Origin of the sequence: Actinomadura sediminis (assembly GCF_042675525.1) — a bacterium.
Lineage (GTDB): Bacteria > Actinomycetota > Actinomycetes > Streptosporangiales > Streptosporangiaceae > Spirillospora > Spirillospora sediminis.
Genome location: NZ_JBHTJA010000105.1, coordinates 1 through 22,829, shown reverse-complemented (window position 1 = coordinate 22,829; position 22,829 = coordinate 1). Strand labels below are relative to the sequence as shown.

Annotated in this window: 20 protein-coding genes, 1 pseudogene and 1 riboswitch; of the genes and pseudogenes, 9 read left to right on the top strand and 12 right to left on the bottom strand. The window is 73.9% G+C overall.

All coding sequences use genetic code 11. From position 1 onward, the window contains the following. Positions 1-149: 149 nt before the first annotated feature. On the bottom strand, positions 150-962 hold the full coding sequence (locus ACFQ11_RS31395; RefSeq protein ID WP_378305291.1) for an acyl-CoA thioesterase: 813 nt from the start codon (positions 960-962) through the stop codon (positions 150-152). 192 nt (positions 963-1,154) lie between these two features. Between ACFQ11_RS31395 and pgi the strand changes: the two genes are divergently transcribed. Then, the gene (gene pgi / locus ACFQ11_RS31390; RefSeq protein WP_378305289.1) at positions 1,155-2,798 is read left to right on the top strand and encodes a glucose-6-phosphate isomerase; all 1,644 of its coding nucleotides are present in this window, start codon (positions 1,155-1,157) and stop codon (positions 2,796-2,798) included. A 73-nt stretch (positions 2,799-2,871) separates the two neighbouring features. On the opposite strand, the gene ACFQ11_RS31385 is transcribed toward pgi, so the two are convergent. The 6 genes from ACFQ11_RS31385 to ACFQ11_RS31360 all read right to left on the bottom strand — a co-directional run bounded on the left by ACFQ11_RS31385 (position 2,872) and on the right by ACFQ11_RS31360 (position 7,272). Further along, positions 2,872-3,129 (bottom strand): EF-hand domain-containing protein, encoded by a 258-nt coding sequence (locus tag ACFQ11_RS31385; protein WP_378305287.1) that lies wholly within the window; start codon positions 3,127-3,129, stop codon positions 2,872-2,874. A gap of 142 nt (positions 3,130-3,271) precedes the next feature. After that, entirely contained in the window at positions 3,272-4,042 is a 771-nt protein-coding gene (locus ACFQ11_RS31380; protein WP_378305285.1) for a sugar isomerase domain-containing protein, read from the bottom strand. Then, positions 4,035-4,496, bottom strand: a complete 462-nt coding sequence (locus tag ACFQ11_RS31375) for a PTS sugar transporter subunit IIA (RefSeq protein WP_378305283.1) — start codon at positions 4,494-4,496, stop codon at positions 4,035-4,037. Before ACFQ11_RS31375 ends, ACFQ11_RS31380 begins: the two co-directional genes overlap by 8 nt. Continuing rightward, positions 4,493-4,795 carry a PTS sugar transporter subunit IIB gene (locus ACFQ11_RS31370; RefSeq protein WP_378305281.1) on the bottom strand — a complete coding sequence of 101 codons (303 nt, stop codon included), beginning with the start codon at positions 4,793-4,795 and terminating at the stop codon, positions 4,493-4,495. Before ACFQ11_RS31370 ends, ACFQ11_RS31375 begins: the two co-directional genes overlap by 4 nt. Positions 4,796-4,850: 55 nt before the next feature. Beyond that, the gene (locus ACFQ11_RS31365; RefSeq protein WP_378305279.1) at positions 4,851-6,368 is read right to left on the bottom strand and encodes a PTS ascorbate transporter subunit IIC; all 1,518 of its coding nucleotides are present in this window, start codon (positions 6,366-6,368) and stop codon (positions 4,851-4,853) included. 172 nt (positions 6,369-6,540) lie between these two features. Continuing rightward, positions 6,541-7,272, bottom strand: coding sequence for a GntR family transcriptional regulator (locus ACFQ11_RS31360; RefSeq protein ID WP_378305277.1), 732 nt, complete (start codon positions 7,270-7,272; stop codon positions 6,541-6,543). 186 nt (positions 7,273-7,458) lie between these two features. Between ACFQ11_RS31360 and ACFQ11_RS31355 the strand changes: the two genes are divergently transcribed. After that, complete coding sequence (locus tag ACFQ11_RS31355) at positions 7,459-8,790, top strand: hypothetical protein (RefSeq protein WP_378305275.1); 1,332 nt, start codon at positions 7,459-7,461, stop codon at positions 8,788-8,790. A gap of 137 nt (positions 8,791-8,927) precedes the next feature. Further along, positions 8,928-10,058: a carbohydrate kinase family protein gene (locus ACFQ11_RS31350; protein WP_378305273.1), complete on the top strand. Its 1,131-nt coding sequence runs from the start codon at positions 8,928-8,930 to the stop codon at positions 10,056-10,058. A gap of 25 nt (positions 10,059-10,083) precedes the next feature. On the opposite strand, the gene ACFQ11_RS31345 is transcribed toward ACFQ11_RS31350, so the two are convergent. Beyond that, on the bottom strand, positions 10,084-11,034 hold the full coding sequence (locus ACFQ11_RS31345) for an AraC family transcriptional regulator (RefSeq protein ID WP_378305271.1): 951 nt from the start codon (positions 11,032-11,034) through the stop codon (positions 10,084-10,086). An 81-nt stretch (positions 11,035-11,115) separates the two neighbouring features. On the opposite strand from ACFQ11_RS31345, the gene ACFQ11_RS31340 reads away from it, so the two are divergent. The 3 genes from ACFQ11_RS31340 to ACFQ11_RS31330 all read left to right on the top strand — a co-directional run bounded on the left by ACFQ11_RS31340 (position 11,116) and on the right by ACFQ11_RS31330 (position 13,456). Continuing rightward, a complete protein-coding gene (locus ACFQ11_RS31340) occupies positions 11,116-11,988 on the top strand; it encodes an NAD(P)H-binding protein (RefSeq protein WP_378305269.1) in 873 nt (290 codons plus the stop codon). 102 nt (positions 11,989-12,090) lie between these two features. After that, positions 12,091-12,594 carry an anthrone oxygenase family protein gene (locus ACFQ11_RS31335; protein ID WP_378305267.1) on the top strand — a complete coding sequence of 168 codons (504 nt, stop codon included), beginning with the start codon at positions 12,091-12,093 and terminating at the stop codon, positions 12,592-12,594. 19 nt (positions 12,595-12,613) lie between these two features. Next, positions 12,614-13,456 (top strand): metallophosphoesterase family protein, encoded by an 843-nt coding sequence (locus ACFQ11_RS31330; RefSeq protein ID WP_378305265.1) that lies wholly within the window; start codon positions 12,614-12,616, stop codon positions 13,454-13,456. Here ACFQ11_RS31330 and ACFQ11_RS31325 read toward each other — a convergent pair. The 3 genes from ACFQ11_RS31325 to gdhA form a co-directional block, all read right to left on the bottom strand. After that, a complete protein-coding gene (locus tag ACFQ11_RS31325; protein ID WP_378305262.1) occupies positions 13,453-14,088 on the bottom strand; it encodes a TetR/AcrR family transcriptional regulator in 636 nt (211 codons plus the stop codon). The genes ACFQ11_RS31330 and ACFQ11_RS31325 overlap by 4 nt on opposite strands. A 223-nt stretch (positions 14,089-14,311) precedes the next feature. Next, positions 14,312-16,045 carry a phosphomethylpyrimidine synthase ThiC gene (gene thiC, locus ACFQ11_RS31320; protein ID WP_378305260.1) on the bottom strand — a complete coding sequence of 578 codons (1,734 nt, stop codon included), beginning with the start codon at positions 16,043-16,045 and terminating at the stop codon, positions 14,312-14,314. Beyond that, a riboswitch (TPP riboswitch) is annotated at positions 16,041-16,152 on the bottom strand. (Overlaps the previous gene by 5 nt.) A gap of 188 nt (positions 16,153-16,340) precedes the next feature. Continuing rightward, the gene (gdhA, locus tag ACFQ11_RS31315) at positions 16,341-17,717 is read right to left on the bottom strand and encodes an NADP-specific glutamate dehydrogenase (RefSeq protein ID WP_378305258.1); all 1,377 of its coding nucleotides are present in this window, start codon (positions 17,715-17,717) and stop codon (positions 16,341-16,343) included. A gap of 272 nt (positions 17,718-17,989) precedes the next feature. Between gdhA and ACFQ11_RS31310 the strand changes: the two genes are divergently transcribed. The 3 genes from ACFQ11_RS31310 to ACFQ11_RS31300 all read left to right on the top strand — a co-directional run bounded on the left by ACFQ11_RS31310 (position 17,990) and on the right by ACFQ11_RS31300 (position 22,509). After that, positions 17,990-19,240 (top strand): sensor histidine kinase, encoded by a 1,251-nt coding sequence (locus ACFQ11_RS31310; RefSeq protein WP_378305256.1) that lies wholly within the window; start codon positions 17,990-17,992, stop codon positions 19,238-19,240. A gap of 90 nt (positions 19,241-19,330) precedes the next feature. After that, positions 19,331-20,014, top strand: a complete 684-nt coding sequence (locus ACFQ11_RS31305; protein WP_378305253.1) for a CDP-alcohol phosphatidyltransferase family protein — start codon at positions 19,331-19,333, stop codon at positions 20,012-20,014. Further along, the gene (locus ACFQ11_RS31300; RefSeq protein WP_378305251.1) at positions 20,011-22,509 is read left to right on the top strand and encodes a sugar phosphate nucleotidyltransferase; all 2,499 of its coding nucleotides are present in this window, start codon (positions 20,011-20,013) and stop codon (positions 22,507-22,509) included. The genes ACFQ11_RS31305 and ACFQ11_RS31300 overlap by 4 nt, the downstream gene beginning before the upstream one ends. A gap of 53 nt (positions 22,510-22,562) precedes the next feature. On the opposite strand, the pseudogene ACFQ11_RS31295 reads toward ACFQ11_RS31300, so the two are convergent. After that, positions 22,563-22,829 (bottom strand): annotated as a pseudogene (locus ACFQ11_RS31295) (PLP-dependent aminotransferase family protein); the annotation flags it as partial.

Below are 22,829 nucleotides of genomic sequence, written 5' to 3'. Positions count from 1 at the left end.
GTCCCGCCGCGGCGCCCCCGGCCCCGGCGTCCGCCGGACGGGGCTGACCGGGCATCCGCCCCGCGCCGCCGGGCGCGCAGCCGGGGGCGGTCCGCAGCACCGCCGCCCGCGACGCGGACCGACCCGGCCGAGCCGGTCCCGGGCGGCGTTCACGCCCCCGGCGCGGGGCGCAGGAGGGCCTCCTGGGCGATGGACGCCACGAGCGTGCCGTCCGCCGTGTGCAGTGTTCCGCGCGCCAGGCCGCGGGCGCCGTGGTTCGTCACCGGATCCACCGAGTACAGCAGCCACCGGTCGACGCGCGGCGGCCGGTGGAACCACACCGCGTGGTCCAGCGTGACGGCCGTCGCGAGCTCGCGCGGGGAGCCCGGGGCGCGGGCGCTGCTCACCACCCCCATGTCCGTCAGGTAGGCGATGAGGCACGCGTGCAGGGCCGGATCGTCCCCGACGGGCTCGGACGCGCGGATCCAGAAGGGGTGCGGGAGCCGGAACTCGCCCTCGGCGGGCGGGGTCACCACCCGGATGTCGAACCCCACCGGATGCCTGAAGAACGCGGGCAGCTCCGCGCGCGGCAGCGTCTCGGGCGCGGGCGTCCCGGACGGCGCCTCCGGCTGCCAGTCGAACCCGTCCTCCGGCTCGTGGAAGGACGCGATCAGTTCCAGGATCGGCTTGCCGCCCTGGCTCGCCGTCACGTGCCGCGTCGAGAACGAGCGCCCGTCCCGGGTCCGGGCGACGTCGAGCGCCAGCGGCTCGTCCGGCACGCCCGGCCGGATGAAGTAGGCGTGCAGCGAGTGCGGCGGGCGCCCGCCCGCGGTCAGGCACGCGGCCCGCAGGCTCTGCCCGGCGACCTGGCCGCCGAACAGCCGCGGCCGTCCCACCGACGGCGCGGTGGCCAGGAACGAGTCCTCGCCGAGCGCCGTCAGCTCGAACAGCCGCGTGATGTCGTGCGGAACCCCGTCGCTCATGAGCGCACCCTCCTGCCGGACCGGATGGCGCGACCCTATCCGCGCCGGTTTCGAAACGGGCATCCGGGGCGGAACCCCTACCGGGAGGGGACGGCCTTCATGCGGTGACGGGGCGCCGCCCTATGATCGCGTCGGGTACGGGGGAGCGCCCGGGGGTATGGCGCCCGTCCCGGCGAGGAGATGAGAGAGGTAATGGCTGATATCACCGAGGCGCCCGAATGGTCCGCGCTGGCCGAGCATCAGGCCGCGCTGGCCGGGCGGCACCTGCGCGAGCTGTTCGCGGACGACCCGGGGCGCGCCGACCGCATGACCGTGACCGCGGGCGACCTGCACCTGGACTACTCCAAGCACCGGGTCACCGACGAGACGATCGGGCTGCTGACGGCCCTCGCCGAACGCGCGGGGCTGCGCGAGCGGATCCACGCGATGTTCGCGGGGGAGCACATCAACGTCAGCGAGGACCGGGCCGTCCTGCACACCGCGCTGCGGCTGCCGCCCGGCGCCGAGCTGACCGTGGACGGCCAGGACGTCGCGGGGGACGTGCACGCCGTCCTGGACAAGATGGCCGACTTCGCCGGGCAGGTGCGCGCGGGGGAGTGGACGGGGTTCACCGGCGAGCGGATCCGGACGGTCGTCAACATCGGCATCGGCGGGTCCGACCTCGGCCCCGCGATGGCCTACGAGGCCCTCCGCGACTACGCGGACGCGGGCATCTCGTGCAGGTTCGTGTCGAACGTGGACCCGGCCGACGTCGGCACCGCCCTCGCGGACCTCGATCCCGCGACGACGCTGTTCGTCATCAGCTCCAAGACGTTCGGGACGCTGGAGACCCTCACCAACGCCAAGGTCGCGCGGAGCTGGCTCGTCGACCGGCTCGGCGACGAGGCGGCCGTGTCGCGGCACTTCGTCGCGGTCTCCACCAACGCCGAGCGGGTCGCCGAGTTCGGCATCGACACCGCCAACATGTTCGGCTTCTGGGACTGGGTGGGCGGCCGCTACTCCCTCGACTCCGCGATCGGCCTGTCGCTGATGATCGCGATCGGGAGCGAGGCGTTCCGCGAGATGCTCGCCGGGTTCCGGGAGATCGACGAGCACTTCCGCGCGGCGCCGCTCGACGCGAACATGCCCGTCCTGATGGGCCTGCTCGGCGTCTGGTACACCGACTTCTTCGGCGCCCAGACCCGCGCCGTGCTGCCCTACAGCCAGCGGCTGTCCCGGTTCCCCGCGTACCTGCAGCAGCTCACGATGGAGTCCAACGGCAAGTCGGTGCGGGCCGACGGCGCCCCGGTCGTCGCGCAGACGGGCGCGATCTTCTGGGGCGAGCCCGGGACGAACGGGCAGCACGCCTTCTACCAGTTGCTCCATCAGGGCACCCGGCTCGTGCCCGCCGACTTCATCGGCTTCGCCGAGCCGTTCGAGGACCACGCCGCCGACGGCCCGGGCATGCACGACCTGCTGACCGCGAACATGCTCGCCCAGACGTCCGCCCTCGCGTTCGGCAGGACGGCCGAGGAGATCGCCGCCGAGGGGACGCCCGCCGCGATCGTCCCGCACAGGGTCATGCCGGGGAACCGGCCCACCAGCACCATCCTGGTGCCGAAGCTGACCCCGAAGACCCTCGGGGAGCTGATCGCCCTGTACGAGCACGTCGTGTTCGTCGAGGGCACGATCTGGGGCATCGACTCCTTCGACCAGTGGGGCGTCGAGCTCGGCAAGGTCATGGCGCAGGACCTCACGCCCGCGCTGACGTCCGCCGAGCCGCCGTCCGGCGCGCCGGACCCGTCGACGGCGGCGCTCGTCCGCCGCTACCGGGAACTGCGCGGCCGCGCGGTCTGACCGCGGACGCCGTACGGGAACGGGAACGGGGCCGCCGGACGTCCGGCGGCCCCGTTCCCGTGTCGTCGTGCGGTCAGGCCCGGCCGCCGGAGGCGAGCCCCCCGGCCCAGCCCTCCGACTCCAGGACGGCGCGAAGCTCGGAGTAGGAGATGAAGCCGTCGAAGTTCGTGTCGGCCTGCTCGAACCGGTGCTGCGTCTCGGCCCGCGTCCAGGCGAGCCCGAGGTGCTCCAGGACGAGCGTGAACTCCATCAGATCGAGCTTGTCGTCACCGCCGAGGTCCGCCCGCGTGAACACGGCGTGAAGATCGTCCTCGGTCGGCTTGGTCGTCATCTCGCTCCTCGTCTGGTCCGATGTGCCCGCATCATGCCATAGGTGCGAGCCGGTCCCCATGAGAAACGCCGCCGCCGGACCTCCGGTTCCACGGGGCCCGGTCGCGGACGACCCTCCGGTCCGTTCCGGACCGCCTCAATCCTCACGCACCGCCGGTCAGCTCCGGGACCCGATGCCGGTACCGGGCCAGCAGCGCGGCGTTGACCTCGTCGCCGCCCGGCACGTTCGCGCTCGTCCAGCGCGGCAGGTCCACCCCTCGCGCCGCCGCGAGATCGTCCAGGTCGGCCAGGACGCGGGCCCACGTGTACGCCGCCAGGACCGTCGACACCGCCGCCGTCCGCGGCCGCTCCGCCGGGTGCAGGACGTCGCCCGGCGGCACCCGCGTGTCCAGGACGAGCGTCGCGTGGTCGGCGAGGGTCGTGTCCGTCCGGGCCGCCGCGCTCCGCGACGCCCGCGCCGACGTGACCGCGATCACCGGGACGTCCCGGGCCGCGCACTCCCGCGCCACCTCCACCGGGTACGGGTTGCGGCCGCTGGTGGAGAACACCACCGCGACGTCCGGCGGCGCGGGCGCGGCCTCCTTCACCACGGCCCGTCCCACTCCGTGCTCCCGCTCGACGCGGGTGCTGCGCAGCGCGTCGTCCAGCGGGAACACGCCGGGGTCGAACACCGGGCGGACGGCGGCGAGGCCGCCCGCCCGGTAGAACGTCTCGCACACCATCGCCAGGGAGTGCCCCGCCCCGGCGACGTGCACGATGCCGTCGGCCTCGATCGCCGCCAGCAGCAGCCCGGCGGCCTCCCCGATCGCCGGGCCGGCGGCGTCGTCCAGATCGTCGAGCAGCGTCCGCACCCGGTCGGGGAGCCGGCCGGGGAGGTTCGCCGGGGCGGACGCCGGCGTCGACGGGTCAGGCATCGGGAACGGCCTCCTTCAGCGCGCGCGCCAGCTCGTCCCGGCCGGACGCCGCGCGGAGCCGGTCGGCCAGACCGCCCGACAGCGCGCGCGCCAGCCCGGACAGCGTGCCGACGTGCACGTCGGGGTCGGGTGTGCAGAACGCGAGCAGCAGATCCACGGGGTCGTTGTCGGGGTGGCCGAACTCGACCGGCTCGGCGAGCCGGGTCGCCCCGACGCCGACGGCCAGCCCGCCCTCCTCCGGGCGGGCGTGCACCAGCGCCAGGCCCTTCGTCAGCACGATGTACGGGCCGTTGTCCTCGACCACCCGCACGCACGCGTCCGGGTACCCCTCGCCGGCGGCGCCCGCCTCGACCAGCCCGGAGGCCGCCGCGCGGACGGCCTCCCGCCAGTCGCGGGCGGCGACCCCGTCGGCCGCGGCGATGATCGGCGCGGGAATGGGCGCGGAATCGGTCACGCCAGCCACCCCTGCTCGCCGAGCCGGTCCCGCAGCTGCGCCTCGAGGCCGTCCTTGTCCAGGAAGTCGCTGATCGTGATCACCACCGGGGCGAGGTCGGCGATCTCCTCGGTGTGCATGCCCTGCCCGATGACCACGTCCGGGCTCATGCCGCGCGCGGTGGACACGTCGGTGTTCTCCACGCGGGCGTCCACGCCGATCGAGCGCAGCGCGTCCTCGGCGGTCATCTTCAGCATCAGGCTGGACCCCATCCCGACCCCGCACACCGCGAGGATCTCCAGTTGCCGGTCCAATGCCATGTCGTTTCTCCTTGTCGATTGGTCGGGCCGCGTCGATTGGTCGGGCCGCGGCTCGTCAGGACTTATCGGTCGAGACGGGCCCGCCGGTCTTCTCCGGGCCGTCCGTGCCGCCGTCCGTGCCATCGTCCGTGCCGCCGTCCGTGCTGCCGTCCGTGCCGCCGTTCTCGTCGCCGTCCGCGACCTCGGCCGCCGCGCGGCGCTTCTCCCCGCGGTGGACGAGCAGCAGCGACGCGACGGTCGCGGCGAGCGCCACGACGGGCACCAGCCACACCGTGCCGGTGCCGAGCACCGGGTCGGCGGCCTTCAGCAGCCACGCGATCGCGTACCAGTCCGGGTCGGCCAGGGTGGCCAGCTCCGGCGCGGTCTTCTCGAACAGACCCCACGTCACGGCCTGCCCGATCGCCAGGATCAGGCCGCTGACCACGCCGCCGAGGACGGCGCCGCGCCATCCCGCCACGACGTTGCCGAACAGCCCGGCCGCGCCGCCCACGAAGAACAGCATGATCATGGGCGGGACGAGCGTGAACCAGCCGGCCGCGGCGAAGACGCCCAGGCAGGCCAGGAACACCACGGTGGACGCCACGAAGCCGAGCATGACGGCGGTCGGCGCCACGGGGAAGACGGTCGGCGCGTCCAGCGCGGGCCGGGTGCCCGGGATGACCCGGTCGCTGAACCCCTTGAACGCCGGGACGATCTCGCCGAGGAACATCCGCACGCCGAACAGCAGGATCGCGATGCCGCCCGCGAACCGCAGGCCGACGAGCAGCGCCCACACCCACGGCGACAGCTTGGCGTCCATGGCGGCGGCGGCCTCGCCGACCACCCGGTCGTCGGCGAGCGCGACGCCGATGAGCATGATCACGCAGATGATCAGCGCGGTGCTGACGTTGACGTCCTTGAAGAACGAGAGCTGCCGCGGCAGCTTCAGCTTCTCGGTGTCGTGCTTCTCCCGGCTGCCCAGCGGCCGCGCGGCGTAGCCGGTGATCAGCGCGGCCAGCGAGCTGGTGTGCGCGAAGCCGAACCGGTCGTCCGGCATGACGCGGCGCATCAGCGGGCGCATCCACAGCGGCTGCAGCGTCCAGTAGGCGGCGACGAACCCGGCGCCGCACAGGACGAGCGTGAGCTGGTTGGAGCCGGGCGCGACCGTCACCAGCGACGCCACGGTGACCGTGCTGATCCAGAACATCAGGTGGCCGGTGAGGTAGAGGTACCGGGCCGCCGGGAAGACCCGCACGATCACGACGTGCAGCAGGAACGCCACCGTGATCACCAGGGCGATCGTGCCGCCCTGGTCCTGCAGGAACCCGTCCAGCGTGCGGTCCGCCTTCGGCGGGTCGGTGTTCATCGCGCTCGCCAGCACGGTCTGGAAGCTGGTGAGCCCGCCGCTGAAGATCTCGATGCCGATGAAGAGGATCACCACGCCGATCGTCGCGCGCAGCGCGCCGGCGAACACGTCCTCGAATCGTTTGCGCTGCAGGATCAGCCCGATGAGCGTGATGAGCCCGATGAGGATGGGCACCTGGCCGAACACGTTGTCGGCCAGGAACGTGAGGATGTCCTTGATGACGTCCATGGGTGAGATCGCCTCACTTCTCGGGGGTGGGTGGTGCGCTGTCGCCCCCGTCAGCGCGGGTGGCCGGTCCCGGGCGGGGCCCGGGGGACGCCGGTCGGTCGTGGTGGGTGCGTCGCATCTCGTGGGGTGTCGGTGGGTCGGCCGGTCGCGGCGGTCCGGGACCGGCGGTCGGTCAGTGGGCGGGCGGCCGCAGGTCGAGCTCCAGCCGGTAGCGGTCGCCGCGGTAGACCGACCGGACGTACTCCAGCGGCCTGCCCTCGGCGTCGCGGGTGACCCGCTCGAACAGGAACGCCGGCATGTGCACCGGCACGCCCAGCTCGGCGGCCTCCTCCTCGGTGGTGACGGTCGGCTCGATCGTCTCGGTGCCCGAGGCGATCACGACGCCGTCGGCGCGCAGCAGCTCGTAGAACGAGCCGCCTTCGAGGTCCTGGCGCCGCAGGTCCGGCAGCAGCGCCCGCGGCAGGTACAGCGTCTCGATGGCCATCGTGGCGCCGTCCGCGAGCCGCAGCCGCCGAATGGTAAATACCTCTTCGGCGGGTGACAGGGCCAGGCGGCGGCCGATCCGCGCCCCCGCGGTCTCGGTGCGAAACGACAGCACCCGGCCCCCCGGCCGCATCCCGCGCCGGATCATGTCCTCGGTGAACGAGCTCATCGTCAGCGGCACGGCGATCCGCGGCTCGGCGACGTAGGTTCCGCTGCCGTGCCTGCGGTCCAATCGCCCCTCGGTCACAAGGCCGTCGATGGCCTGCCGCAACGTGGGGCGGGACACGCCGAGTTCGGTCGCCAGCCGGCGCTCGGACGGCAGCGCCTCACCGACGTCGAGCCCGTCCAGCATCTCCAGCAGCCGCTGCCGCACGGCCTGCCGTTTCGTGTGCCCGGTCCGGGCCTCACCGGCGGAACGCAACGGTCCGACCTCCTGCTCCATCCCTGTCGTGTCGCCACACGTTATGTCCCTTCGCTCGAACTGGTCAATACCACTTTGTCGATGTTTGCCGTGGCGGGCGGTCCCCGCCACGGTTTACGGTCGCCCCGATCGTCGGAACAACCGCGGAGGGCCGCGCGCGGGGCGCGCGGCGAGGAAGGCAGCGAGATGAGAAGAGTCGTGCGGGGCGCCCTGGCGGTGGCGTCGCCCCTGGTCCTGGCGGCGACGCTGTGCGCCGCCCCGGCCGAGGCGAGCGGACCGCCCTGGGCCCGGGACGGGTGGCGGCTGGTCGCCGCCGAGTCGTTCGACCGGCACCTCGACAGCAGGCGGCACCCCTGGTTCCGGGACGGCGACGGCCCGTCGAGTCCCTACAACGTCGACATGTACGACAACGACGGCGCCTACTTCGACACCGTCGGCGGCCCGGCGTTCCGCGAGCAGCTCACGAAGATGGAGACCTACCGGCAGTCGTTCACGTTCGGCAGGCGCGGCTGGCTGACGGCCGAGCTCGCGGCCCGCGACGCCGACGGCGACGGCCGTCCCGACGACCCGCCGACGCTCACCTCCGGGAAGGGCGTCGCGCGGATGGAGGAGCCGGCCCACCAGGCCGGCGTCGTGATCCGCTCCACCCGCGACCTGCCCGCCGAGTACCGCGTGGAGATGACGCTGCGCGGCCTCGAGTTCGGCGGCCAGCGGAACGGGGTGTGGGACTACCCGGACGGCCGGATCAACGGCTACTCGCCCGAGGGCTGCAAGACGAACTTCCCCTGGGCGTCCGGCGGGGACTTCTCCCGCCCCGAGTGCGAGTGGGCGGACGTCCGCACCGACTCCAACGGCTTCTACTACATGTCGATCATGGACTACGAGCGGGTCGCGCCGCACAACAACGTGTTCATCCACGCGCACCGCAAGGTCGCCATGGACGGCTACAACCGGTACAAGTACACCAAGTCGGGGCTGCGGTACTGCAACCCGGCGACCGGCGAGTACGAGCCGTACACGGCCGGCACCGGCAACGGCGTCAACGCGCTGTTCATGACCGACGACCGCAGGTACGCCACGATGCCCGGCACCGAGTACCTGATGGAGAGCGAGTGCGGGTTCGCCAAGGGCGGCGCGATCGTCTCGGCCGTCGACATGCGGCCCGAGCTGCTGCCCGAGCGGCCCTACCGGTTCGCGATCGAGCGGCGCGACGGCGCGTACACGATGGAGATCTCGGGCGTCTTCGCCCACGTCGGCCAGGCCACCTTCCGCTACACCCGCGCGTTCGTCGAGGACGGGGAGCCCATCTGGCACTACAACCAGAAGCCGGAGGAGTACGACGGCCGGTTCAACGCCGACTGGACATGGCAGGGGCCGGGCGGCACCCTCGTCGACCGCGACACCTGGCCCGCCGGGTCCGCCTACCCCGACCGGTTCATGATCGGTGATCCGCACATGAACTTCTACGAGGGCGGCGCGAAGGTGGACGACGTCCGCCTCTACGTCCCGGGCGACTAGAACCGCGCCGCACGTCCGCGCAGGCCGGGCATCGCCTATATCGTGGGCCCCATGACGGCGGGACCATGCATCGCGGGGGCCCCGGGTACCGGAAGACCGCGGGATCGCGGCGCCGCGGCCCCGCGCCGGGGAGCCTCGTGATCCCCCCGGCCCTCGAACCGGACGCGCCGGGCCGGCCGCCGGAGCCGTCCCTCGCCGACCCGTGCGACGCGCGGGAACCGGCGGGGGAACGGCTGCACGGCGGCGGGCCCGGCCCCGGCCTGGACGTGTTCCTGTCCGGCCGGGTCTTCATGGACATGATCTTCACCGGGCTGCCCGGGCTGCCGCCGCCCGGCACCGAGATCGTCACCGACGGGCTCGGCTCGGCGCCCGGCGGCGTCGCGAACATCGCGGTCGCGATGAGCCGGCTCGGCCTGCGGGTCGGCCTCGCCGCGCCGTTCGGCGACGACATGTTCGGCGCCTACCTGTGGCGGACGCTCGCCGAGCAGGAGGGCGTCGACCTGCGGGCGTCCCGCCGCGTCCCCGGCTGGTCGACGCCGGTCACGGTCTCGATGGCCTACGACTCCGACCGCAGCATGGTGACGTTCGCGCGTCCCGTCCCGCCGCAGGCCGAGGAACCGCCGGGCGGCGCCCCGCCGGACGCCCGCGCCTGCTTCATCGACGTCGACCGGCCCGTCCCGGCGTGGGCGGCGGGAGCCCGCGAACGCGGCGCGCTGATCTTCGCCGACCTCGGGTGGGACCCCACCGGCGCATGGTCCGCCGAGGTCCTCGACCGGCTCGCGCACGTCGACGTGTTCCTGCCGAACGCCGCCGAGGCGATGGCCTACACCCGCACCGCCGACCCGGCGTCCGCCGCCGAGGCGCTCGCCGAGCGCGCGCCCGTCGTGGTCGTCAAGTGCGGTGCGGACGGCGCCATCGCGCTGGACCGCACCACGGGGGAGCGTGCGCAGGCCCCGGCCCTGCCCGTCCGGGCGCTGGACGCCACCGGCGCGGGGGACGTGTTCGCGGCCGGGTTCGTCTTCGGGACGCTCGCGGGGCTGCCGCTGACGGAGCGGCTGCGGTTCGCGAACCTGTGCGCCGGGCTGTCGGTCCGGCACCGCAGCGGGTCGCTCGGCTCGCCGTGCTGGGGGGAGATCGCGGCGTTCGGCGAGTCGGGGGAGGTGCCCGACTCGGTCCTGGCCGACTACGCGTTCGTGATCCCGTTCGTCCCGGAGATGGCGGAGAACTCGGTGGTCCGCGCCGAGCCGACCCTCCGCACGGAGCGGTAGCGGCCGGTCACGCGGTAGCGGCCGGTCACGCGGAGGCGACCGGCGGGCGGGTCGCGCGGTACTCCTGCGGGCTGACGCCGTGCTCCCGCTTGAACGCGGTGCTGAGCGCGAACGCGGTGCCGTAGCCGACGCGCCGCGCCACCGTCTCGAGCGTCGCGTCGCTCTCCCGCAGCAGGTCGGCGGCCTGCGCGAGGCGCAGGCCCGTCAGGTAGGACATCGGGGGCTCGCCGAGCAGCCGCCCGAACCGCTGGGCCAGCGCGGCGCGGGACACCCCGACGCGGGCGGCGAGGCCGGCGACCGTCCACGGGTGCGCCGGGTCGTCGTGGAGCAGCCGCAGGGCCGGCCCCACCACCGGGTCGCCGTGCGCGAGGTACCAGCCGGGCCGCTCCGCCCCGTCCCGCGCGAACCACGCGCGCAGCGCCGCGATGAGCAGCAGGTCCAGCAGCCGGTCGAGGACGACGTCCTGGCCGGGCTCGTCCTTGCCGATCTCCTCGCCCAGCAGGCCGACCAGCGGCGAGTTCCAGGTGCCGCCGCGGACGATCGCGAGCTGCGGCAGCGCGGCCAGCAGCCGGCGCGTCACGGCCCCGCGCATCTGGTAGGTGCCGACCAGCATGACCGTCCGCCCGTCCGGGGCGTTCCCCCACGCGCGCACCCCGAGGTCCATCGCCTCCGACAGGCTCGTGCCGTCGGGCGTCGTGCAGCGCTGACCGGGATGGATGACGATCTGCGGCGGGGTCGCCGGGTCGTCCGCCATCGTGTACGGCTCCGGGCCCTTCACGAGCAGGACGTCCCCGGCCCGGACGGCCCGCGGGCCGCCGCCGTCGGGCAGCACCCACGCGTCGTCCCTGATCATCGCGACGAGGGTCAGCGGCGCCTCGTCGCGGATCCGCACCGACCACGGCGGGTCCAGCGTCGCGCGGAGCAGGAACGCCCCGCGCGCCCGGGGGCCGTCGAGGAGATCGGTGAGCGCGTCCACCCCGTCAGCGTAGACGCTCGCGAATGCCGGCGAGCTTCTCGACGATGGTGGCCGGGGGCGCCCCCCGATTGACTTCAGGACATGACGAACACCGGAACGAACACCGCCGCGGGCACCACCGGAACGACGATCGACACGGGCCTCACGCTCGTCACGGGCGGCACCGGCAAGACCGGCCGCCGCGTCGTGGAGCGGCTCGAGGCCATGGACGTGCCCGTCCGGATGGGCTCCCGCTCGGCGGACCCGGCCTTCGACTGGACGGACGAGGCCGGCTGGCCGCGGGTCCTGCGGGGCGTCGACGCCGTCTACCTCGCGTTCGCCCCCGATCTGGCCGTCCCGGGCGCGCCCGACGTCATCCGCGCGTTCACGGCGGCGGCGCGGGCCGCGGGCGTGCGGCGGGTGGTCCTGCTGTCGGGACGCGGCGAGGAGGAGGCCGTCGAATGCGAGCGGGTCGTCCGCGACTCGGGGCTGGAGTGGACGGTCGTCCGCGCGAGCTGGTTCGCGCAGAACTTCAGCGAGGACTACCTCCTCGACCCCGTCCGCGCGGGCGAGGTCGTCCTCCCGGCGGGCGACGTGCCGGAGCCGTTCGCGGACGCCGACGACATCGCCGACGTCGCGGTAGCGGCGCTCACGGCGGACGGGCACGCGGGAGAGGTGTACGAGGTGACGGGGCCGCGCGCGCTGTCCTTCCCGGAGGCGGTCGCGGAGATCGGCCGCGCGGCCCGGCGCGACATCGCCTACGTGCGGGTCGGCGTGGACGACTACGCCGCCGCGGTGCAGGAGCACGGCGTGCCCGGCGACGTCGCCGCACTGCTGACGTACCTGTTCGGCACGGTCCTGGACGGCCGCAACAGCGCGCCCGCCGACGGCGTGCGGCGCGCGCTCGGCCGCGAGCCCCGCGACTTCGCCGAGTACGCCCGCGAGACCGCCGCCAGCGGCATCTGGAACGGTTGAGCCCCGCGGGCCCGGCCCCGGCAGACCGGCCCCGGCCGGCCGGGGGCCGGGCCCGGCCGGCCGCCCCCGCCGAACGCCTTCATCACCGATCGGAGACCGACCATGAAATCCCTGTTCACCATGATCTTCGCCGCGCTGTCCCTCGTGGCGGCGGCCGGCATGGCCGGAACGTTCTTCGGGTTCTCCACCGGTGTCATGCCGGGGCTGAACGCGGCGCGGCCGTCCTCCGCGATCGACGCCATGCAGGGCGTCAACCAGAAGATCCAGAACCCGCTGTTCGTCGCCATGTTCGTGATGACGCCGGTCATCGCGGTCGTGGCCGCGATCCTGCTGCTGACGCTCGACCAGAAGGCGGCGGCCGTCCTGTTCTTCGTCGCCGCCGGGGTGTACGTCCTCGGCGCGCTGTTCCCGAGCTTCGCCGTGAACATCCCGCTGAACGAGGCGCTGGACAAGGCCGGGATCCCCGCGGACCCGGCCGAGGCCGCGCGCGTCTGGGCCGACTACTCCGGCCGCTGGACGACCTGGAACACCGTCCGGGCGATCGCCGGCTGGGCGAGCGTGCTGGCGATGGCCGCCGGGGCGTACCTCTGGGGCCGGGACGCCTGACGCCGCCTACGATCACGTCATGAGCGGTCTCTACGCCATCAGCGACCTGCACGTGGCATTCCCCGACAACCGCGCGTTCGTGGAGGGGCTGCGCCCCGAGTCCGGCGGCGACTGGCTGATCGTGGCCGGGGACGTCGCCGAGCGCTTCGACGACGTCGAGTGGACGCTGCGCACCCTGGCCGGGCGGTTCGGGAAGGTGATCTGGACGCCCGGCAACCACGAACTCTGGACGGTCAAGGACGATCCCGTGGCGCTGCGCGGGGAGGCCCGCTACCGCCGCCTGGTGGACATGTGCCGCGGCCTCGGCGTCGCCACCCCCGAGGACCCCTTCCCCGTGTGGACGGGCGACGGCGGCCCGGTGACGGTCGCGCCGCTGTTCGTCCTGTACGACTACACGTTCCGGCCGGACGGCGCCTCCACCAAGAAGGAGGCCCTGGAGATCGCGCACGAGGCGGGCGTCGTGTGCACCGACGAGATCTACCTCCACCCCGACCCGCACCCCACCCGGGACGCCTGGTGCGACGCCCGCATCGCCTACACCGAGCGCCGGATGGCGGAGCTGGAACCCGGCACCCGGACCGTGCTCGTCAACCACTGGCCGCTGATCCGCGAACCGACCCGCGTGCTCTGGTACCCGGAGTTCGCGCAGTGGTGCGGCAGCGAGCGCACCGCCGACTGGCACGTCCGGTTCGGGGCGGTGTCGGTGGTGTACGGGCACCTGCACATCCCCCGGACGATCTGGGCGGACGGCGTCCCGCACGTCGAGGTGTCGGTCGGCTACCCGCGCGAGTGGCGGCGGCACCGGGAGACGCCGCCCGGCCCGCGCCGCGTCCTCCCCCCGCCCGCGGAGGACGCCGGCTAGGCCCGGTCCGGGCCGGTCGCGCCCGGCGCGGCCCCCGCGCCGTCGAGGCCGTCCGCGCGGGGCGCGACGCCCCAGGCGGCGAGCGCCAGCAGCCGGTCGGCCGCCGCGGGCTCCTGCTCGGTCACCGTCGCGATGGCTCCCGCGAGCCGCAGCACGTCGGCGAAGTCGGCGCCCGGGGCGACGTCGCCCGCCTGCTGCGCGCGGGCGAACAGCCGCTGGCCCGCGGCGCGCATCGCCCGCGAGGAGTCGAGCAGCGCCGACCGCTCGTCCCGCAGCGACACCACCGCCGACGCGGCCAGCCCGCGGAACACCGTGACCTGCGCGATGAACGCGCGGAGCCACGCGAGCAGGGCGTCGCCCGGGGCTCGCGAGTCCGCCAGCTCCCGGGCGCGCGCCGCGAGGTCGTCGTAGGCGCCCGCGAGGAGCGCCTCGAGGAGGTCCTGGCGGGTGGGGAAGTGCCGGTACAGGGTCCCGATGCCGACCTCGGCGCGCCGCGCGACGGCCTCCAGCGACGCGCCCGCGCCCTCCCGCTGGAACACCTCGCGGGCCGCGGCGAGCAGCCGCGCGCGGTTGCGGCGCACGTCGGAGCGCTCCGCGCGGGGGCGGGGCCGGGACGTGCCGTCGCTGGTCACCTTGGGTCCGCTGTCCTTTCGGCATGGGTGCGGTCGCGGCCGTTCCCACGGTTTGGAACGGTCCTTCGATACTATCCGCGCCCCGCCCGGATCATGCGTCCGCCCAGTTCAACGTGTACGTCAAGGGTGCGGCCCGGCGCCGGAGGGCGGCCCCGGGGACGGCCGCGGGCCGGGCCGGCGGGGACGCTGGACGTCCCGCGCCGGGCCCGGCCCGCGGCCGCGCTCAGGAGCCGTCCGGCGCGACCGGGAGGTACACGCGCCCCCCGGCGGCCTTGAACTCGCCCGCCTTCTCCCGCATCCCGGCGGCGATCGCCTCGTCGCCGTCCAGCCCGCGTTCGTCGGCGTACCGCCGGACGTCCCGGGTGATCTTCATCGAGCAGAAGTGCGGGCCGCACATCGAGCAGAAGTGCGCGGTCTTCGCCGGGGCCGCCGGCAGCGTCGCGTCGTGGAAGGCGCGCGCGGTGTCGGGGTCCAGCGACAGGTTGAACTGGTCCTCCCAGCGGAAGTCGAACCGGGCGTCCGACAGCGCGTCGTCCCACGCCTGCGCGCCGGGATGGCCCTTGGCGACGTCCGCGGCGTGCGCGGCGATCTTGTAGGCGATGACGCCCGCCTTGACGTCGTCGCGGTCGGGCAGCCCGAGATGCTCCTTCGGGGTGACGTAGCAGAGCATCGCGGTGCCGTGCCAGCCGATCATCGCGGCGCCGATCGCCGAGGTGATGTGGTCGTAGCCGGGCGCGATGTCGGTGGTCAGCGGCCCGAGCGTGTAGAACGGGGCGCCGTCGCACCACTCCTGCTGCAGGTCGACGTTCTCCTTGATCTTGTGCATCGGGACGTGCCCGGGGCCCTCGTTCATGACCTGGTTGTCGTACTCGGCCGCGATCCGCGTCAGCTCGCCCTGGGTGCGCAGCTCCGCGAACTGCGCCTCGTCGTTGGCGTCGGCGATCGAGCCGGGCCGCAGCCCGTCCCCGAGCGACCACGTCACGTCGTAGGCCGCGAAGATCTCGCACAGCTCCCGGAAGTGCGTGTACAGGAAGTTCTCCTCGTGGTGCGCCAGGCACCACGCCGCCATGATCGACCCGCCGCGCGACACGATGCCGGTCTTGCGGCGCGCCGTCAGCGGGACGTACCGCAGCAGCACGCCCGCGTGGACGGTCATGTAGTCGACGCCCTGCTCCGCCTGCTCGATCACGGTGTCGCGGAAGACCTCCCAGGTCAGCTCGGCGGGGTCGCCGCCGACCTTCTCCACCGCCTGGTACAGCGGGACGGTCCCCACCGGGACGGGCGAGTTCCGCAGGATCCACTCGCGGGTGGTGTGGATGTCGCGGCCCGTCGACAGGTCCATGATCGTGTCGGCGCCCCAGCGGGTCGCCCACGTCATCTTCTCGACCTCGTCCTCGATCGAGGACGCCACCGCCGAGTTCCCGATGTTGGCGTTCACCTTCACCAGGAAGTTCCGGCCGATGATCATCGGTTCGATCTCGGGATGGTTGACGTTCGCCGGCAGCACCGCGCGGCCCGCCGCGAGCTCGTCCCGGACGAACTCCGGCGCGACGCCCTCGCGCAGCGCGACGAACTCCATCTCGGGGGTGATCTCCCCCCGGCGCGCGTAGGCGCGTTGCGTGACGGCCCCGCCGGACGCCCGGCGCGGCCGCCGCGCGGGGAACGCCGCGCCCTCGCGCAGCGGGTCGCCGGACCGGCGCCCGTCGTCCTCCGGGCGCGCGGAGCGCCCGTCGTAGGACTCGGTGTCGCCGCGCCCGGCGATCCACGCGTCCCGCAGGGGCGGCAGGCCCCGGCGGACGTCGGTCTCGAAGGCGGGATCGGTGTACGGCCCCGACGTGTCGTACAGGACGACGGCGTCGCCATTGGTCAGCGGAACCTCCCGCATCGGCACGCGCAGGTCGGGCCGGGAGCCCTGCAGGTACGTCTTGCGGGCGGCTGGAACCACGGATTCGTTCACGACTCGATGCTCTCCCTACGCCGGCATTACCCGGTCAGGTTCATGCGGTCAGCGGCCGTGCCAGCCGCTATCTCAGCCCGGTTCGCCGGGCCCCCGCGTCGGTCGTGATCGACGGTAACCCGCACCGCCCCGGTTGCCGCAACCGGGGCAGGTGGGGTAGACGCGCGCGTGCCGTCCCCGGTGACCGGGAACGGCACGCGCGTTCGGGCCGGTGACGGCCCGGGGGCCGCCGGCGTCCTACACCGCCGCCGGCGCGCGCCCCCTCAGTCGACGCCGGACCGTCAAGCCGGGCCCGTCAGATCAGCCCCTGGGCGAGCATCGCGTCGGCCACCCGCTCGAAGCCGGCGATGTTGGCGCCGACGACGTAGTCGCCGGGTACGCCGTACCGGTCGGCGGTCTCGAAGCAGGTGTCGTGGATGTCGCGCATGATCCGCGTCAGCTCGTTCTCCACCTGCGCGAACGTCCAGGACTCGCGGCCCGCGTTCTGCCGCATCTCCAGCGCGCTGACCGCGACGCCGCCCGCGTTCGCGGCCTTCCCCGGCCCGAACGCCACGCCGGCGTCCTGCAGGATGTGGACGGCCTCGGGCGTCGTCGGCATGTTCGCGCCCTCGGCGACGGCCTTGACCCCGTTGCGGACGAGGATGCGCGCGGACTCGGCGTCCAGCTCGTTCTGGGTCGCGGACGGCAGCGCGATGTCGGCCGGGACGTCCCAGACCCGCCCCGCCGGAACGAACCGCGCCGAGGCGCCGCGCATCTCGGCGTAGTCGGAGACGCGGCCCCGGTCGACCTCCTTGACGTGCTTGAGCAGGTCGAGGTCGATGCCCTTCTCGTCGACGACGTAGCCGCCCGAGTCGGACACGGTGATGACGTTCGCGCCGAGCGCCTGCGCCTTCTCGATCGAGTAGATGGCGACGTTGCCGGAGCCGGACACCACGACCTGCTGCCCGTCGAGGTCCTCGCCGCGCCGCTTCAGCATCTCGGCGGTGAACAGCACGCTGCCGTACCCGGTGGCCTCGGTGCGGCCCGCGGAGCCGCCCCAGCCCTGGCCCTTGCCGGTGAGGACGCCGGCCTCCCAGCGGTTGGTGACGCGCCGGTACTGGCCGAACAGGTAGCCGATCTCCCGCCCGCCGACGCCGATGTCGCCCGCCGGGACGTCGGTGTGCTCGCCCACGTGCCGGTACAGCTCGGTCATGAACGACTGGCAGAACCGCATGATCTCGTCGTCGGAGCGTCCGTGCGGGTCGAAGTCGCTGCCGCCCTTGCCCCCGCCGATGCCGAGCCCGGTGAGCGCGTTCTTGAAGATCTGCTCGAAGCCGAGGAACTTCACGATGCCGAGGTTCACCGTGGGGTGGAACCGCAGGCCGCCCTTGTAGGGGCCGAGCGCGCCGTTGAACTCGACGCGGAACCCGCGGTTGACGTGCACGCGGCCGGCGTCGTCCTGCCACGGCACGCGGAACATGATCTGCCGCTCGGGCTCGATCAGCCGCTCGATCAGCCGGCTCGCGCTCAGCCGCGGCCGCGCGGACAGCACGGCGGGCAGCGACTCGAGCACCTCGTGGACGGCCTGGTGGAACTCCGGCTCGCCGGGGTCGCGCCGCAGCACGCCGTCGTAGGTCTCCTCGAGCGCGGCCAGGACGTCGGGCGAGCCGGGCAGACGGGGGGACAGGGGCATGTGGTGGATCCTTTCGGCGAACGATGATCGTGCGGGTACGCCGGCGACCGGGACGTTCACCTCCCGCGGCCCCATTGCCGGGACGCCACGGCCTCAAGCGGTCTTCTCACTCTAAAACGTGATCGCCGGACGCAGGACGCTGCTAGACTGTCTCGTTTGCCAACATCTGCGCCGTCAGGGACATTCCACGGCGGTCCCGCGCTCAAACCCCGCGTTCCTCGTCCGGAGCGGCCCGGATGCGCGCCCGGCGGGCGGTCGGGGAAGATGGTCGCGTGGTGACCCTCTCCCGGCTCGGCGGACTCCCGAAGCGCCTCACGGGCGGGACGACCGCGGGCGGCGGGACCCTCGCGCGCGACGCGGTCCTCGCGCTGCCGCTGGCGGTGGTCGCGGTCGCCGCGGCCCTGCTCTGGCCGGGCGTGCGGTCCCTGGACGCCCCCGGCGCCGCGCTGCTCGTGGCCGCGCACGTCCCGCTGGCCGTCATCCGGCGCCGGCCCGCGCCCGGCCTCGCGGCGCTCGTCGTCCTGGCGGTCCCGTTCCACCTGCTGCAGTACCAGCACCACGCGCTCGTCCCCGCCGAGGTCGCCGCGCTGTTCGCCTACGCCGTGTTCGGCCGGCGCGCGCGGATCGTGCTCGGCGTGGTCGCGTCCCTGCTGCTGGTCTGCGTCGTCGGGATGGCGATGCGGGCCGGCGGGAGCAGCGTCCGGGAGCAGATCGCGGTGATCGAGGCCGTGGTCGCGGTGGTGATCGCGGTGCAGGTGTGGCGGTCGCACCGGGTCCGGCTCGCGGCGATCACCGAGCGGGCCGAGCGGGCCGAGCGCACCCGCGAGGAGGAGGCGCGGCGCCGCGTCGCCGAGGAGCGGCTGCGCATCGCCCGCGACCTGCACGACCTCCTCGCGCACAGCATCACCGTGATCGGGGTGCAGGCCGGCGCCGCCGCACACCTCGTCCGCGGGGACCGGCCGCTGGACCGCGAAGAGCTGGCCGATGCGCTCGCGTCGATCGCCGCGACGTGCCGGGACGCCCGCGTCGAGCTGCGCGGCACCCTGCAGGTCCTCCGCGGGACGGACGCGCCCGCGTCCGGGAAGCCGCCGGGGCTTGACGGGATCGGCGAGCTGGTGGCGGCCGCCCGCGCCGGCGGGATCCGGGTGACGTTCGCGGACGAGTCCGCGGGACCCGGCGGGGAACGCCCGTCGCCCGAGGTGGGCGTCGCGGCCTACCGGATCGTCCAGGAGGCGCTCACCAACGTCGTCAAGCACGCGGGCGCGGCGTCGGCGGACGTGAGCCTCACCCGTGCGGACGGCGCCCTGGTCGTCCGGGTGGCCGACGACGGACGCGGCTTCGCCGCGGGCCCGTCCGGGGGCTCCCCGGGAGGCCCGGACGGCGGCTCCTCCGGGTTCGGCGTGCTCGGGATGATCGAGCGCGCCCGCAGCGTCGGCGGGACGCTCGACGCCGGCCCCGCGCCCGGCGGCGGCTTCACCGTCACCGCGGTCCTTCCCGCGGACCGCGCGGCCGCCCCGCGCTGACCTCGGCCGACGCTCCGCGCGGCGTAACCGCGCTCACATGATCCGCGTCGGGGTCTTTCCAAGGTTGACCTGTAAGGTCAACATCGAGGCATGGGGGAGGCGAGCGCGCCGGTGAGCATGGAGACGGGGACGACGTCCGAGGCGGCCGAACGGGTCTTCACGGTGCCCAACCTGCTCAGCGCGGCGCGCCTCGTGGGCGTCCCGCTGTTCCTGTGGCTGGTCCTGATCGAGGCCGACTGGTGGGCGCTCGGCCTGCTGGTGGCGGCCGGGCTGTCGGACTGGCTGGACGGCAAGCTCGCGCGGGCGCTGAACCAGACGAGCAAGCTCGGCATGGTCCTGGACCCCGCCGCCGACCGGCTCTACATCCTCGCCACCCTCGTCGGGCTCACCATCCGCGAGATCATCCCGTTGTGGCTCGTGGTGCTGCTGATCGCGCGGGAGGCGGCGATCGTCCCGATCGCGCCGCTCATCCGGCGGCTCGGCTACAACGGGACGCTGCCGGTCCACTTCATCGGGAAGACGGCGACGTTCTGCCTGCTGTACGCGTTCCCGCTGCTGCTGCTGGGCGACCACGACGGCGGCGCCGCGACCGCCGCCAAGATCATCGGATGGTCCTTCGCGATCTGGGGGACGGCCCTCTACTGGTGGGCGGCCGTCCTGTACTGGGCGCAGACGCGGCGGCTCATCCGGGCGGGACGAGATCCGGACCCCGGCCCACCGGCCGGAGGCGCGTCCCCGGCCGGTGACCAGAAGGGAGCTGAAACCCCCCGATGAAGGCCGTCGTGATGGCGGGAGGCGAGGGGACGCGGCTGCGTCCGATGACCGCCAACCAGCCCAAACCCCTGCTCCCGCTCGTCAACCGGCCCATCATGGAGCACGTGCTGCGCCTGCTGAAGCGCCACGGGTTCACCGAGACCGTCGTCACCGTCCAGTTCCTGGCCGCCCTCATCCGCAACTACTTCGGCGACGGCGAGGAGCTCGGCATGTCGCTGAGCTACGCCACCGAGGAGATCCCGCTCGGCACCGCGGGCAGCGTCAAGAACGCGGAGGAGGCGCTGCGCGACGACCGCTTCCTGGTGATCTCCGGCGACGCGCTCACCGACATCGACCTCACCGACATGGTGCGCTTCCACGAACGCAACGGCGCGCTGGTCACCATCGGGCTCAAGCGGGTCCCGAACCCCCTGGAGTTCGGGATCATCATCGTGGACGACGAGGGCCGCGTGCAGCGGTTCCTGGAGAAGCCGACGTGGGGGCAGGTGTTCTCCGACACCGTCAACACCGGCATCTACGTCATGGAGCCGGAGGTCCTCGAGCACGTCGCGCCGGGGGAGTCGGTCGACTGGTCCGGCGACGTGTTCCCCAGGCTCCTCGCCGAGGGCGCGCCGCTGTTCGGGTACGTCGCCGACTGCTACTGGGAGGACGTCGGCACCCACGAGAGCTACCTGAAGGCGCAGGCCGACATGCTGTCGGGGCAGGTCGGGATCGACCTCGGCGGGTTCGAGATGTCGCCCGGGGTGTGGGTCGCCGAGGGCGCCGAGGTCGACGCCGAGGCCGTCCTGAAGGGCCCGCTCTACATCGGCGACTACGCGAAGGTCGAGGCGGGCGTCGAACTGCGCGAGTACACGGTCCTCGGCAGCAACGTGGTCGTGAAGGAGGGCGCGTTCCTGCACCGCGCGATCGTCCACGACAACGTGTTCGTCGCGCCCTCGACGAACCTGCGCGGGTGCGTGATCGGCAAGAACACCGACATCATGACGGGGGCACGAGTCGAGGAGGGCGCGGTCGTCGGCGACGAATGCGTCATCGAGGCCGAGGCGTACGTGTCCAGCGGCGTGAAGGTGTACCCGTTCAAGACGATCGAGGCCGGCGCCGTCGTCAACACCAGCGTCATCTGGGAGTCGCGGGGGCAGCGCAACCTGTTCGGGCCCCGGGGCGTGTCCGGCCTGATCAACGTGGAGATCACCCCCGAGCTCGCGGTGCGGCTCGCCAGCGCCTACGCGACCACCCTGAAGAAGGGCGCCACGGTCGTCACCGGACGGGACGTGTCCCGGGCCGCCCGCACGCTCAAGCGCGCGGTGATCAGCGCGCTGACGTCCAGCGCGATCAACGTGCGCGACCTGGAGGCCGCGCCGCTGACGGTCGCCCGGTTCGAGACCGGCCGCGCCGAGTCGGCGGGCGGCATCTACATCCGCACCACGCTCGGCGACCCGCAGGGCGTCGACATCCTCTTCCTGGACCCCGGCGGCGCCGACCTGTCGCAGGCCGCGCAGCGCAAGCTCGAGCGGGTGTTCGGCCGCCAGGAGTACCGGCGCGCGTTCCCCGGCGAGATCGCCGAGCTGACCTACCCGCCGCGCGTCGTGGAGACCTACACCCGCGAGCTGCTGCGCGGCGTCGACATCGGCGGCGTCCGCGAGGCCGGGCTGAAGATCGTCCTGGACTGCGCGGGCGGCGTGTCCTCGCTCGTCCTGCCCGCTCTGCTGGGGCAGATCGGCGTGGAGGTCCTCACCCGCAACCACGGCCTGGACGAGGCCAACCCGACCGAGACCCTCGCCGAGCGGATGCGCGACCTGGAGCGGCTCGGCGAGCTGGTGTCGTCGTCGCGGGCCGCGTTCGGCGTCCGGTTCGACCCGGTGGGGGAGCGGATCTCCCTGGTCGACGAGAACGGCGAGCTGGTCCCCGACGACCGCGCGCTGCTGGTCATGCTCGACCTGGTGGCCGCCGAGCGGCGCGGCGGCCGGGTCGCGCTGCCCGTCACCACGACCCGCGTCGCCGAGCAGGTGTGCCGGTTCCACGGCGTGCAGGTCGAGTGGACCTCCACGTCGCAGGACGTCCTCACCAAGGCCGCCGCCCGCCCCGGGGTGATCTTCGCGGGGGACGGCCGCGGCGGGTTCATCATGCCGGAGTTCAACGGCACCATGGACGGCATCGCGGCGTTCGTCCGGCTCGTCGGGCTCGTCGCCCGCACCCGGCTGACGCTCTCGCAGATCGACCGCCGCATCCCCGACGCGCACCTGCTGCGCCGCTCCGTCCCGACGCCGTGGGCCGCGAAGGGCAGCGTCATGCGGCACGTCGTGGAGGCCGCCGGGAACCGGACGGTGGACACCACCGACGGCGTCCGCGTCGTCGAGGACGACGGCCGCTGGGCGCTCGTCCTGCCCGACCCGTCCGAACCCGTCACGCACCTGTGGGCGGAGGGCCCCGACGCGGACGCCGCGCAGGCCCTGCTGGAGGAGTGGGCCGTCGTCGTGGAGCGCGCCGGCTCCTGACGGTCCCGGCCGCCGCGGCCGTCCCGCGGATCCGCTCCGGGGCGGCCGGCGGTTCAGTCGACGGGGGAGTCGTCGGGGCTGCCCGCGGCGATGTCGGCGAGGACGCCGAGCGCCCGCGCCAGCCCCTCCGGGGGCGGCGACGCCAGCATGAGCCGGACCGCGCGCGGCGCCGCCCCGGCCCCGGCGGCGAACGCCGCGCCGGGCGTGACCGCGATCCCGCGCCGTGCCGCCGCCGCGACGAACGTCTCCGCGCGCCACGGCGCGGGCAGCTCCCACCAGCAGAAGTACGACCGCGGGTCGGCGTGGACGGTGCCGCTCCC